General features: G+C 53.0%; 12 protein-coding genes. 7 read left to right on the top strand and 5 right to left on the bottom strand.

Going from position 1 to position 12,465, the window contains the following annotated elements; genetic code table 11:
* Window positions 1–48: 48 nt before the first annotated feature.
* Entirely contained in the window at window positions 49–1,719 is a 1,671-nt protein-coding gene (locus SFA31_RS04425; protein ID WP_322836892.1) for a ShlB/FhaC/HecB family hemolysin secretion/activation protein, read from the bottom strand.
* 701 nt (window positions 1,720–2,420) lie between these two features.
* Between SFA31_RS04425 and feoA the strand changes: the two genes are divergently transcribed.
* The 3 genes from feoA to feoC all read left to right on the top strand — a co-directional run bounded on the left by feoA (window position 2,421) and on the right by feoC (window position 5,331).
* A complete protein-coding gene (gene feoA, locus SFA31_RS04420) occupies window positions 2,421–2,645 on the top strand; it encodes a ferrous iron transporter A (protein ID WP_322836891.1) in 225 nt (74 codons plus the stop codon).
* A gap of 48 nt (window positions 2,646–2,693) precedes the next feature.
* Window positions 2,694–5,015: a Fe(2+) transporter permease subunit FeoB gene (gene feoB, locus SFA31_RS04415; RefSeq protein ID WP_322836890.1), complete on the top strand. Its 2,322-nt coding sequence runs from the start codon at window positions 2,694–2,696 to the stop codon at window positions 5,013–5,015.
* 79 nt (window positions 5,016–5,094) lie between these two features.
* A complete protein-coding gene (gene feoC, locus SFA31_RS04410; RefSeq protein WP_322836889.1) occupies window positions 5,095–5,331 on the top strand; it encodes a [Fe-S]-dependent transcriptional repressor FeoC in 237 nt (78 codons plus the stop codon).
* Window positions 5,332–5,522: 191 nt separating this feature from the next.
* Here feoC and bioH read toward each other — a convergent pair whose 3' ends face one another.
* Window positions 5,523–6,299: a pimeloyl-ACP methyl ester esterase BioH gene (bioH, locus tag SFA31_RS04405; RefSeq protein ID WP_322836888.1), complete on the bottom strand. Its 777-nt coding sequence runs from the start codon at window positions 6,297–6,299 to the stop codon at window positions 5,523–5,525.
* Window positions 6,300–6,334: 35 nt separating this feature from the next.
* Here bioH and SFA31_RS04400 point away from each other — a divergent pair, with 35 nt between their 5' ends.
* From SFA31_RS04400 to SFA31_RS04390, 3 genes are all read left to right on the top strand, one after another.
* A complete protein-coding gene (locus SFA31_RS04400) occupies window positions 6,335–6,907 on the top strand; it encodes a phosphoribosyltransferase family protein (RefSeq protein WP_322836887.1) in 573 nt (190 codons plus the stop codon).
* Between the two features lie 58 nt (window positions 6,908–6,965).
* On the top strand, window positions 6,966–7,541 hold the full coding sequence (gene nfuA, locus SFA31_RS04395) for a Fe-S biogenesis protein NfuA (RefSeq protein WP_322836886.1): 576 nt from the start codon (window positions 6,966–6,968) through the stop codon (window positions 7,539–7,541).
* A 64-nt stretch (window positions 7,542–7,605) separates the two neighbouring features.
* Window positions 7,606–8,487 (top strand): hypothetical protein, encoded by an 882-nt coding sequence (locus SFA31_RS04390; RefSeq protein ID WP_322836885.1) that lies wholly within the window; start codon window positions 7,606–7,608, stop codon window positions 8,485–8,487.
* 29 nt (window positions 8,488–8,516) lie between these two features.
* Here the strand turns inward: SFA31_RS04390 and SFA31_RS04385 are convergent, their stop codons facing one another.
* The 3 genes from SFA31_RS04385 to glpE all read right to left on the bottom strand — a co-directional run bounded on the left by SFA31_RS04385 (window position 8,517) and on the right by glpE (window position 10,623).
* Window positions 8,517–9,275, bottom strand: a complete 759-nt coding sequence (locus SFA31_RS04385; RefSeq protein WP_322836884.1) for a DeoR/GlpR family transcriptional regulator — start codon at window positions 9,273–9,275, stop codon at window positions 8,517–8,519.
* Between the two features lie 108 nt (window positions 9,276–9,383).
* Window positions 9,384–10,214 (bottom strand): rhomboid family intramembrane serine protease GlpG, encoded by an 831-nt coding sequence (glpG, locus tag SFA31_RS04380; RefSeq protein ID WP_322836883.1) that lies wholly within the window; start codon window positions 10,212–10,214, stop codon window positions 9,384–9,386.
* A 76-nt stretch (window positions 10,215–10,290) separates the two neighbouring features.
* A complete protein-coding gene (gene glpE / locus SFA31_RS04375; RefSeq protein ID WP_322836882.1) occupies window positions 10,291–10,623 on the bottom strand; it encodes a thiosulfate sulfurtransferase GlpE in 333 nt (110 codons plus the stop codon).
* A gap of 258 nt (window positions 10,624–10,881) precedes the next feature.
* On the opposite strand from glpE, the gene glpD reads away from it, so the two are divergent.
* Window positions 10,882–12,387 carry a glycerol-3-phosphate dehydrogenase gene (gene glpD, locus SFA31_RS04370; protein ID WP_322836881.1) on the top strand — a complete coding sequence of 502 codons (1,506 nt, stop codon included), beginning with the start codon at window positions 10,882–10,884 and terminating at the stop codon, window positions 12,385–12,387.
* Window positions 12,388–12,465 lie beyond the last annotated feature (78 nt).

Raw genomic sequence — 12,465 nt, 5'->3', positions numbered from 1 at the left:
CTTGCGTCCGGTTCCTGTCATCGGGGCGCCCGCGCCCCGAAGCGTTATTCAGTAATTCCAGTTGAGGCTAAAGCCCAGCGTAACGCCGCTGGTTTGAAATCCTTTCGGCTTTGAGAAAGGAATGCCGGCGAATAGGTCATAGCCGGTATTAAAGGCGCTGCCGCGCAGACCCAGCGCACCGCCGGCCAGGCGATCGCCGATGCGCATGGAAGAGCTACTGCCTCCCACTTCGCCGTAGTCGGCGCCGATATATAGCTCAGAGCCGGGCAGCGGCGTGCTCCAGCCGAGATCGTTACGCACAAACCAGCCGCGCGCGGCGCTCAGGGAGCGTTCGCCGTCAAAGCCGCGCACCGTCCAGCGGTTGCCGATAGAGAATTCATCCTGCGGCGTCAGGCGCGTTTCGTTGATCTGCCGCGAATACTGCACGCTGTAGCGAAAATTTTGTGATGCCAGCGCAAACGGTAGCGTCAGGCTGGCGTCAAGCCGTAATATTTTCCCCAGCGCCGTGGCATCACCGGTATATTCTTCCGGCGCTTTCATCGCTCCAAACCAGCGGGTACCGCGCTGCCAGCTTGCCCCCGCGTCTAGCGTCGCAGCGCCGATATAGTGACGATGCTGCAGGCCCAGCCGCCAGGCCGAGGTCTGACGGCGCTGAACTTCGATTTCCGTATCATTGATAAAGTTACGCGACTGGCGCGTCGTAACATCAAAATTGAGCGTGGTTTTTTGCGTGCCGCTGCGATGAATAATGCGACTCGCCTGCGCCGTGAGGCTTTTACTCTTTCCGCTATAGCGGTTATCACCGTTCGGCCCGGCCAGTAATTGGTGGTAGCTGTAATCGTTAGCGGTTACGCCAAACTGCCAGTAGCCGAAAGGAACAGAGTAATTCAGCGTCAGGTTTTTATTGCCTTTATCGCCGGTGCTATTCAGATCGTGGCTGCCGGAGACATAAAACATGTCGCTCAGCGACAGCGGGTTGTTCAGGTAAACCGTCATGCCGCCCTGATAGCGCCCGGTGCTTTTCGTCCCCGAGTCATCAAGATAGGCGCCCAGCCGCCACATGCGGTCCTGTTTCCAGCTTAATGCGATATCGCTCTCACCGGGTTTGTCGCCGGGCACGATTTCCATGCTAGCCTCAACGCCGGTCAGGCGCTGCAGATTTTCCAACCCCTGCTCAATGTCGCGCAAATCCAGTAGCGCGCCTTCATGCGCGGGAAAAGCGGAGTAGAGTTGGATGTAATGACCGCTCTCCGGCGTTAATACTACGTGGCGAATCGTACCCGGCAACACCGTCAGGCGCAGGGTGCCGCTTTTTAAATCCTGCGCCGGCGCCAGCACGCGCGTGGTGACATAGCCGTGATATATCAGCCGGTTTTGCAGCGAGCTCATGAGCAGGTTGATGCCCTTAGTGCCAAGGCACTGCCCCACGCCCCAGTTGGCAATGCGCTGAAGCGGCAGCCAGTGAGGCAGAGATTCCGTTCCACTGAGTACGACGCGGGAAAGGGGAAAACAGGGCGTTTCCTCAGGGAACTCGGGGCGGGAAATACTGTTAACCGGCGCGGGCAGTCGCACATCCGGCTTTTCCGGCGCTAACTGTTGTTCCAGCGCTTTTTGCTGCTCTTGCTGATAAAGAAATTGATTATCCTGCGGCGCCGCCAGCGCCGAATTCGCCAGCAGAAATAAGGCGCTCCCCGCCTTAGATGAATATCGTTTTATCATTACACGTGCTTTCCCTGTCGCGTACGGTATTATCACCGGCGGTATTGATGAGAATTATGCAAATAAAATAAAGAAATGAAACATACTTTTGAACTTAAGTAGATTCAGCTGAATATAATAAAAATAGAGAAATAAAAAATTGGCTATTCCGACTCACACTGGTCAATAGATTCAGGAGCAGGCTTCAACTAAAAACAAAAAACCAATTAAATCCCATTAACTTTAATTACCTAAGCATATAATAGAAACACCTAATATCAGCGCCAATAATATTAATTCCGATAGCTTATGAAAACCCCAAGCCCGAATATATGAAAATTCTTAACTAATATATTCATTACGATATTTTGATTTTAATAGAAAAATTACCGCTATCAATGGAAATGCGCGCGTGAGGCTGGTTTGCATATTTAAGTTATTACTTAAAGCCGGGCAAAAGTCTTATCTACGATCATCCAGGCTGAAAGAATCACTTTTTTTACCTTAGATTAACGCCATTAACTCTTTGTTATCTTGCTCTATTTGGGTTTCATGACCCAAATCAGGAAAATCATCGTTAACGCGATTTTATTCATTGAAGATAGAAACCATTCTCATTATCATTGAATTATACTTCTGGTTAACTCTGCTCAACCTGCCGCCCGCGTGGCTGAAAGGCAGCGCGACATATCACGATCCAGAAAATCCAACGGGTGGGTGCTATGCGTTTATTACCAAATAGTACGTGGAAAATTATTAGCTTCGCACGGGAAATTAGCCCGGCGTATCGCCAAAAGCTGCTCTCTCTTGGGATACTGCCCGGCTCGGCGTTTCGCGTGGTACGCGTGGCGCCTTTCGGCGATCCTGTGCATATTGAAACGCGGCGCGTAAATCTGGTGCTGCGTAAAAAAGATCTGGCGTTGCTGAACCTTGAGCAGGTCTCCTGAGTCTGCCGCAGCGCTGCCGCTTCCGCTATTTTATCGTTCACGCTCATCATGAAAAAATTAACTATTGGCCTTATCGGTAACCCTAACTCCGGGAAAACCACGCTTTTCAATCAGCTTACCGGCGCTCGCCAGCGCGTGGGGAATTGGGCTGGCGTTACGGTAGAACGCAAAGAAGGGCAGTTCAGTACTACCGATAACCAGGTGACGCTGGTGGATTTGCCAGGTACGTATTCGCTGACCACGATTTCTGCTCAAACGTCGCTGGATGAACAGATTGCCTGCCACTACATTCTCAGTGGCAACGCCGACATGCTGATAAATGTGGTCGACGCCGCGAACCTGGAGCGCAACCTCTATTTGACGCTGCAGCTGCTGGAATTAGGCATTCCCTGCATTATCGCGCTTAATATGCTCGATATTGCAGAGAAACAGCGCATCCACATTAATACCGACGCGCTTTCTGCGCGCCTTGGTTGCCCGGTCATCCCCATGGTTTCTACGCGCGGGCGCGGCATCGAAGGACTGAAACTCGCCATTGATCGCCATAGCAGCAATCAGGATGTAGAACTGGCGCACTACCCGCATCCGCTGCTGGCTGAAGCAGAAACGCTGGCCGAAGCCATGCCCGTCACGCTGCCGCACCGTCAGCGTCGCTGGCTGGCGATTCAAATGCTGGAAGGCGATATCTACAGCCACCAGCACGCGGGCCATGCGGGGCCGCTGCTGGAGAGCGCGTTCGCACGGCTGAGCACTCAACTGGACGACCCGGCGCTTAGCATTGCCGATGCGCGCTATCAGAGCATTGCTGCAATTTGCGATGAAGCCAGCAATAGCCTGACCGCTGAACCCAACCACCTCACGGTAATGCTGGATAAAATCGTGATTAACCGTGTACTTGGGCTGCCGGTCTTTCTGCTGGTGATGTATGTAATGTTCCTGCTGGCTATTAATATCGGTGGCGCGCTGCAGCCTATTTTTGACGCGGGTTCGGTCGCCATCTTTGTGCACGGCATGCAGTGGCTGGGAGCAACGCTCCATTTCCCTACGTGGCTTACGGTATTCCTTGCCCAAGGGATAGGCGGCGGGATCAATACCGTTTTGCCGCTGGTGCCGCAAATCGGCATGATGTATTTGTTTCTCTCTTTCCTTGAAGACTCTGGCTATATGGCGCGCGCCGCATTTGTGATGGATCGCCTGATGCAGGCGCTGGGATTGCCCGGGAAATCGTTTGTGCCTTTGATTGTCGGGTTCGGCTGCAATGTGCCTTCCGTTATGGGCGCACGCACGCTGGACGCCCCGCGCGAGCGCCTGATGACGATTATGATGGCGCCGTTTATGTCGTGCGGCGCGCGTCTCGCCATTTTTGCCGTCTTTTCCGCTGCGTTTTTCGGCAAGCAGGGCGCGCTGGTGGTTTTTTCGCTGTATATCCTGGGTATCGTTATGGCGATTCTCACCGGCCTGATGCTCAAACATACTTTGATGCGCGGCGAAGCCACGCCGTTTGTCATGGAACTGCCGGTCTATCACGTCCCGCATATCCGCAGTCTGCTGCTCCAAACCTGGCAGCGTCTGAAAGGTTTCGTGTTACGCGCGGGGAAAGTAATTATTATTGTCAGCGTATTTATCGGCGCGCTTAATAGCTTTTCATTCAGCGGCAATGCGGTAAACAGTATTAATGACTCGGCGCTGGCAACGGTCAGTAAAACGCTCACTCCGCTGCTCAGGCCCATCGGAGTGACGGATGATAACTGGCAGGCGACGGTTGGGTTATTCACCGGAGCCATGGCGAAAGAGGTTGTTGTCGGCACGCTGAATACGCTCTACACGGCGGAAGATATTCACAGCGAAGCGTTTGATCCTGCCAGTTTTAGCCTGAAGGGCGAACTTATCGATGCCCTGAGCGAAACCTGGCAAAGCCTGAGAGAGACGTTTAGCCTGAGCGTACTCGCTAACCCCATTGAGGCCAGTAAAGGCGACGGGGATATGGAAAATGGCGCAATGGGAATGATGAGCAGCAAATTTGGCAGCGATGCGGCGGCCTATAGCTACCTGATTTTCGTCCTGCTATATGTACCCTGCATTTCAGTGATGGGGGCCATTGCCCGTGAGTCCAGCCGCGGATGGATGACTTTTTCGGTGCTATGGGGGCTTAATGTCGGCTATTCTCTGGCGGCGCTATGGTATCAGTGCGCCACGTTTAGCGCCCATCCGCGCTTTAGCAGCATCACTATTGCGATCGTTCTCCTGTTCAACCTCGCGCTGATCGCCGGGCTGCGCCGCACGCGGAGCCGGGTCGAAATACGCCTGACCGGCATTGGCGAGACGGCGAGCGCCTGTTGCTGTGACGACCGCTCAGGCAAATGCCATTAAAAAACGCCGCGTGATGCGGGTATTGTCTTACGCCCGCTTCGCTAACGATGTAAGCCAACGCTGACTCAGGAGGCACCGCATGGCCGGTTTACGTGAGGTCCGCGATTTACTGGCGCTCCAGGGGAGAATGGAAGCGCGCAGTATTAGCGCGCAGCTTAACGTCCCGCTGCCGCGCATTGAAGCGCTGCTCAACCACCTGGAGATGATGGGGAAAGCTCAGCGTACAGAGATGGACTCATCATCGTGCCTCACCGGAAGCTGCCGCCGCTGCCCTGAAGCCACGCGCTGCACGCGGGAGTACTGGTCCCTGCGTTAATCTTTCCCGCCTGTTAACCGCCTGCGCCATTCGGCTATCAACAGATAGCGTGCCTTCACAATTTCACTTCAAAGCGATGTTCCTGACGCGAATGCGCGGGCAGCGGGCGATCAATAGCCTTATTTCCACGCGATATTTACGCGCCTCATGACCCGCACGAAATCGCTGAGCGCGTGCTGGCAATCAGGAAATCAAACATCGTGTCGACGGCAGAAATCTTCCACGGCCTGGCAGAACCCAAGCGGGTGAGAAATGAAAGGCGCGTGAGCCGCCTTGGGGAAAATAACCGTTTCACTGTGCGGCCAGCGCCCGTCGAGAAGCCCGGCGATGCGCCGCGGCACCAGCCCGTCCAGATAACCATACAGGCGCAAAAACGGTATTTTGATGCCCTCTAGCGAGGCGCGCAAATCCACCTGTTTAAGGATTTCCAGGCCGCCGTTTAATACCTCCACCGGCGGCGCGGGTAAATTCAAAACGACATCTTTTAAATGCCTGGCGTCCTGACGTGCACTTTCCGTTCCCAGGGTTTGCAACGCCAAAAAGCGCTCTACGGTTCTCTGGAAATCATCCCGTAATTGATGCTGAAACCCGGCCAGTATTTCCGGTTTGATTCCCGGCCAATCATCGCGGGCGCAAAAGCAGGGGGACGAAGCAACGGTCACCAGCGCGGTCACGTTTTCCGGATGCACAAGCGCCACCTGGCTCGCAACCAATCCGCCCAGGCTCCAGCCTAACCAGATGGCCTGCTCTGGGGCGCGCAGATAAACTTCATCAGCCATCTCAGCCAACGTTAATGAACCGTATCCCGCACTGCGCCCAAACCCGGGAAGGTCGACCAAATGCACCGTAAACTGCGAGGCAAGCCGCTCGCGAATGCAATACCATACTTCCGCGTTCAGTCCCCAGCCGTGCAGCAGCACAAGATGACGATTTCCTGAGCCTACGGTTTGCCACCAGATTTCCTTCATCGGTTATGATTCTCTTTATCAATCAGGAGGAGCCAATGCTAACAATCTCCGCCCAATGTTGGCTATGTAGAATGCCGCTGGCACTGATATCGCATGGAATGTGTAGCCGCTGTACCAGCGCGTTATTATCTGAACGCCCATGCTGCCCGCGATGCGCGCTTCCGGCGCTTAGCGGGCGTCAGGCATGTGGCCGCTGTCTGCAAAAAATGCCGCCGTGGTCATCACTACTGGCGGCAAGGCGTGCAGGCCTTATCAGATATCCTGATGTATTAGTGAGCGTGCCCTTACATCGCGGTCGGCAGTGGCGGCGCGGATTTAATCAAAGTGCATTGCTGGCAGAATCACTGGCACACTGGCTGCCGTGCACCCATCACCCGGGGCAATTAATCCGCACGCAGCCAGCGCGGATCCAGCACCGCCTCAACGCACGCCAGCGGGCGCGTAACTTAAAAAATGCGTTCCGCCTTGAATTCCCGGTCGAAGGGTGTCATATCGCTATCGTAGACGATATCGTCACTACTGGCAGCACGGTCTCAGAAATAGCGCGCGTACTAAAACAGGGCGGCGCAGCGTCTCTGCAGGTCTGGTGTCTGTGTCGCACCTTGTAGCGTATGCGCAATGGGCGTATTATAACCAGGTAAATAAGTCAACTATTAGGCCGATGCTATGATCCGTATTTCCGATGCTGCACAAGCACACTTCGCCAAACTGCTGGCTAATCAGGAAGAAGGCACGCAAATTCGCGTGTTTGTGATTAATCCTGGCACCCCTAACGCGGAGTGCGGCGTCTCTTACTGCCCGCCGGATGCCGTAGAGGCAACGGATACGGCGCTGGAATTCAATACGCTGGTAGCCTATGTGGATGAAATCAGCGCGCCTTTTCTGGAAGACGCTGAAATAGATTTTGTCACCGATCAGCTTGGCTCGCAGCTTACGCTGAAAGCGCCTAACGCGAAGATGCGCAAAGTAGCGGATGACGCGCCGCTCATCGAACGCGTGGAATATATGCTGCAGTCGCAGGTTAATCCTCAGTTAGCTGGCCACGGTGGACGCGTATCATTAATGGAAATTACCGATGACGGTTACGCCATATTGCAATTCGGCGGCGGCTGCAACGGATGTTCGATGGTCGACTATACCCTGAAGGAAGGCATTGAGAAGCAGCTTCTGGCTGAGTTCCCTGAGCTGAAAGGGGTGCGCGATTTAACGGAGCACCAGCGCGGCGAGCACTCCTATTATTAAAATACCGGGCGCTGAACGCAGCGCCCGGGCATCAAACATAAAAGGCGAGTTTCAGGGAAGAAATATGCTTTTTGCAATCACTCTTGCCGGCGTTATAGCACTTCCATTTGTTTTCCCGCATTTTTACCTGACGCTTATTACCTTTAGCGCTTTATCTTTCATAACTATATTGGCCAGGTATAAATGGAAGCGGCTACATTCGGCCTTTATATTGCCTCACTTCTTCTGTTTCCTGGGTTTTGCCGCCGGGAGTTTTATTTATCATGGAGCACTTACCGGTATTGTTATAAGTATTATCGGATATTTGTTGTGTGCATGGTCGAGTTCAAAGGTTAGTAATACGCAGGAACAAAACATTGGGAAAGAGACAGATTTGATACCTGATTCAAGACCGCGTGAGCTATCTGAAGAATTATTTCAAGTCACGCGAAAAGATATTAATAGCCCTATATATTTTCAAAAAACTTACTCTGATTATCAACAGGTTAAGTTCTGGCGGCTTCCTAGTTTTTTTTCAACAGATTTTATTCGTCAACACGATAATTTCGAAAAATTTACTCAACGCTGGAATGAAAGCATTATTCGTCAACTGGGTAATATACTGCCTGGCACCACGTGGCTTCCTGCTATCAAAGGTGACAAAAATACCCCGTTTCATAACACGCTTTATGCCACGCGTAATTTGCAGCGCCAGCCCGGATTACAGTATAACGATCTCTATTTCGTACTACCGTCCCAAACTATTACCATCATTCGCCTGACGGAATACACTTGTAGAGGCGCATACTGGTATACCTTAAGCCTGGAAAATAAGGCATTATGCTACGAATTGAAAGAGGCGCTTAATAACGGAGAAACCGATCTCCATGAGCTTTACCATTTTATGATCCTTCTGGCGACAGCCTGGGCGCTGCAAATCGAACTGTCATTTATAAATATGAACTAATCACGCGGGATTATTCCGCGTAAGAAAAATTAACACAGTTCCAGATGCACATTATTCGCTTTAATCACCTGCATTACGCTTTCTGGCGGCATCGCATCCGTATAAACCGCATTTACCAGGCTGATACTCCCCATATTCACCATTGCGTTACGCCCAAATTTAGAACTGTCCGTCACCAGTAATACCTGCCTGGAGTTTTCAATAATCGCCTTTTTGGTGCGCACTTCATGATAGTCAAACTCAAGTAAAGAGCCGTCCATATCCACGCCGCTGATCCCCAAAATGCCGTAATCCAGGCGAAACTGAGAGATAAAATCCAGCGTCGCTTCACCGATAATTCCGCCATCGCGGCTGCGTAGTTCCCCACCGGCGAGAATAATGCGAAAGTCCTCCCGCGCCATAAGCGTATTCGCAACATTCAGGTTATTCGTGACGATGCGCAAATGACTATGCCCGAGCAATGCATGCGCTACCGCTTCCGGCGTAGTGCCTATATCGATAAATAGCGTCGCGCCGTCGGGGATTTGGCTGGCAACTTTGTGCGCAATACGCTCTTTTTCTGCGGTCTGTGTCGCCTTGCGGTCGTGCCATGAAGTATTCACGGAGCTAGACGGTAGCGCCGCGCCGCCGTGATGGCGCATAATGAGGTTCTGTTCTGCCAGCTCGTTTAGGTCACGGCGTATCGTCTGCGGGCTGACGTCAAACTGATCGACTAACTCTTCGGTGCTGACATATCCCTGCTTTTTAACCAATTCAACAATGGCATCGTGGCGCTGCGTTTGCTTCACATCGACTCCCCAAATTTGTACTCAATTGTGTGTTTGCGGCGCAAAAACGTCGCTTTTTGCGTGTTTTGCAGGGAGCGTCTCTCAGCGAGTGGGCTCTCTTTTCGGCGTTTATGTTCGTTTACGCGCGTGGCGCGTATCAACCAGCGCCATCGCAAGGCCAATCACCAGCCCAGCAGCGTGCGCACCATTAGCAATGGACATGCCGAACCAGTCAAACCAGCCGACAATTAGCCACAGCACGGCGAATACCATAATCCCGCGCTCCAGATACAACCCGCCTTCCGGCTGACGCTCACCGTATAGCCACACATAGCCCATCAGGGCATACACCACGCCAGAAAGGCCGCCAAACCAAGCGCCGCTGAAAGCGTGCTGTACAAAACCGCTAAATAGGGCGGATACCAGCGTCAGCACCAATAGCTTGCCGCTGCCCAGCGTTTTTTCCATCGCTCCGCCGAGGTACCACCACCATATCAGGTTAAACAGAATGTGCAGCAGCGAAAAATGAAGCAGCGCATGTGTAAAATAACGCCATATTTCAAAGGATTGTGAATCATCGCTGGGCCAGGCCAGCCAAATCATAACCGCCCGATCCCCCACTAATTGCATCGCTATAAAAACGAAAATGCACGCTATCGCAATCGCGATAGTCAAGGCACCGGCGCGCTCGCGCAGTGCTTTAAAAAAAGGATAACCTTGATAGCGCAGCCCGCTGCCCGTGTCGCCCGCCTGCCAGCTTGCCGCCAAATAGCGTGGGTTATCAGGCTGCGCCAGAAAAGCGGCGAGCTCAGCGCGCACATAGTCTTCTTTACCGTCATCCACCAGCCATACGTCGCTTTGTTCATGGCGCTGAAGCGTCAACACGACGCCCTGCGTCGCCATATAATCGACAAATGCCTGCGCCACGCGTGGGTTCGCGAAGGAAGTGATCATTTTCATGGGCGATTCGCTACCCTTATTAAGAAAAGGGGCAGTATATACCATCGCATAGCGTGAAGCGGGTGGTTTTGCCTTACTACTCTTCCAGGCCGCTGGCCACATCTTCCGGGAAACGCCGCTGCCAGGTCTCAAAACCGCCTTCAACACTATAAACGTGCTCGAATCCTTGCTGCAGCAGATACTGCGCAGCGCCCTGGCTGCTGATCCCGTGATAGCACATGACGAAAACGGGAGTTTCAAACTCGGTATGCTGCATAAAAGCGACAAGGGTGTCATTCGTCAGGTGAAAAGCGCCTTTGGCATGCCCTACGGCATAACTTTGCGGATCGCGGATATCCACCAGTACGGCGTCGCCCTGACGCAAGCGCTGGTAGGCCTCATCGGGAGTGATATGTTCAAAATTCTCCATAGTGTTCTCATTATTTTGATGAATGCAGGTGAGTGTTGCGGCGCGCTTCGCGAGAACGTACTTACCGCTTCGCCCACGGTAGCACACCTTAAACCAGCGTATCGTAACGTGCGTTTTCCCGCACTCGGATAATGAGACGCTTTTTCTGTTAGCACCGTCACGTGGAAATGCTTTTTTATGGTTACCTGAGGCGCGTTTCCCTGCTATTATGAGCGATAACGAACATTTATGAACTTTAACGAAACTCACGAGGCCAGCATGGAAACCAAAGATCTGATTGTGATAGGTGGCGGGATTAACGGTGCCGGTATCGCGGCAGACGCCGCCGGGCGCGGTTTATCCGTGCTGATGCTTGAGGCCAACGATTTGGCCTGCGCAACCTCATCCGCCAGTTCAAAACTTATTCACGGCGGTTTACGCTATCTTGAGCACTATGAGTTTCGTCTGGTCAGTGAAGCTCTGGCTGAACGCGAGGTGCTGCTTGGGCTGGCGCCACACATTGCTTTCCCTATGCGTTTTCGTCTTCCCCATCGCCCGCATCTGCGTCCGGCGTGGATGATCCGCATCGGCATGTTCCTGTACGATCATTTGGGTAAGCGCACCAGCCTGCCACGTTCGACCAGCCTGCGCTTTGGCCCGGATTCCGTCCTCAAACCTGAAATGAAACGTGGCTTCGAATATTCCGACTGCTGGGTAGACGATGCGCGCCTGGTGCTGGCGAACGCGCAGATGGTGGCGCGTAAAGGCGGTGAAGTAATGACCCGAACCCGCGCGGTCTCCGCGCGCCGCGAAAATGGGCTATGGGTCGTGGAAGCCGAAGATGCCGATACGGGCAAACGCTATACCTGGCAGGCGCGCGGGCTAGTGAATGCCACTGGCCCCTGGGTGAAACATTTCTTCGATGAAGGGCTGCATTTACCTTCACCGTACGGTATCCGCCTTATCAAAGGCAGCCATATTGTAGTGCCGCGCGCGCATACGGAAAAGCAGGCCTATATTCTGCAAAATGAAGATAAGCGCATCGTATTTGTGATCCCATGGCTGAATGAATTCTCGATAATTGGCACCACCGACGTGGAATATCACGGCGATCCCCAGCAGGTTAAAATCGATGACAACGAGATTGATTACCTGCTTCAGGTGTACAACAAGCACTTTAAAAAACAGCTGGCCAGGCAAGATATCGTCTGGACGTATTCCGGCGTGCGCCCACTTTGCGACGATGAATCCGATTCGCCGCAGGCCATCACCCGCGATTATACGCTGGATGTGCATGATGATAACGGGCAGGCACCGCTGCTTTCCGTGTTTGGCGGGAAGCTAACTACTTACCGTAAATTGGCCGAACACGCTCTGGAAAAGCTGACCGCCTATTACAGTAATATCGGTCCGGCGTGGACCAAGACAGGCGTGCTGCCCGGCGGCGATATTCACGGCTCGCGTGAACAATATGCGCAGCGTTTGCATAGCCGTTATCCGTTTATGGGCGAGGCTATGGCGCACCGTTATGCCTGTACTTACGGAAGTAATAGCGAACTCATCCTTAAAGACGCACAGGCGCTGGACCAGCTAGGTGAAAATTTTGGTCACGATCTGTATGAGGCCGAGCTGCGTTATTTGGTTGAACACGAATGGGTTCGCCGACTGGAAGATGCTATCTGGCGTCGCACGAAGCTGGGCATGTGGCTGAATGATGAACAACAGACTCGGGTTAGCGAGTGGCTAAAACAGGCGACTGAACAGCGTTTATCCCAGGCTTCCTGACTCCGTTTTCACGCCAGCGCTATGGCTCTACGTCATGTCATCCAGCCGGGAATACACAGGCCGGGTGATATGAATTAA

The sequence above is a fragment of the Erwinia sp. HR93 genome, from assembly GCF_034555055.1.
GTDB lineage: Bacteria > Pseudomonadota > Gammaproteobacteria > Enterobacterales > Enterobacteriaceae > Apirhabdus > Apirhabdus apintestini.
This window is presented reverse-complemented; position numbering and strand designations above follow the sequence as displayed.

Coding starts and splice junctions, on each gene's coding strand:
- glpG (WP_322836883.1), bottom strand. CDS start 10,214: ATGAAAATGATCACTTCCTTCGCGAACCCACGCGTGGCGCAGGCATTT.
- SFA31_RS04400 (WP_322836887.1), top strand. CDS start 6,335: ATGCTAACAATCTCCGCCCAATGTTGGCTATGTAGAATGCCGCTGGCA.
- nfuA (WP_322836886.1), top strand. CDS start 6,966: ATGATCCGTATTTCCGATGCTGCACAAGCACACTTCGCCAAACTGCTG.
- feoC (WP_322836889.1), top strand. CDS start 5,095: ATGGCCGGTTTACGTGAGGTCCGCGATTTACTGGCGCTCCAGGGGAGA.
- glpD (WP_322836881.1), top strand. CDS start 10,882: ATGGAAACCAAAGATCTGATTGTGATAGGTGGCGGGATTAACGGTGCC.
- SFA31_RS04425 (WP_322836892.1), bottom strand. CDS start 1,719: ATGATAAAACGATATTCATCTAAGGCGGGGAGCGCCTTATTTCTGCTG.
- feoB (WP_322836890.1), top strand. CDS start 2,694: ATGAAAAAATTAACTATTGGCCTTATCGGTAACCCTAACTCCGGGAAA.
- bioH (WP_322836888.1), bottom strand. CDS start 6,299: ATGAAGGAAATCTGGTGGCAAACCGTAGGCTCAGGAAATCGTCATCTT.
- SFA31_RS04390 (WP_322836885.1), top strand. CDS start 7,606: ATGCTTTTTGCAATCACTCTTGCCGGCGTTATAGCACTTCCATTTGTT.
- feoA (WP_322836891.1), top strand. CDS start 2,421: ATGCGTTTATTACCAAATAGTACGTGGAAAATTATTAGCTTCGCACGG.
- glpE (WP_322836882.1), bottom strand. CDS start 10,623: ATGGAGAATTTTGAACATATCACTCCCGATGAGGCCTACCAGCGCTTG.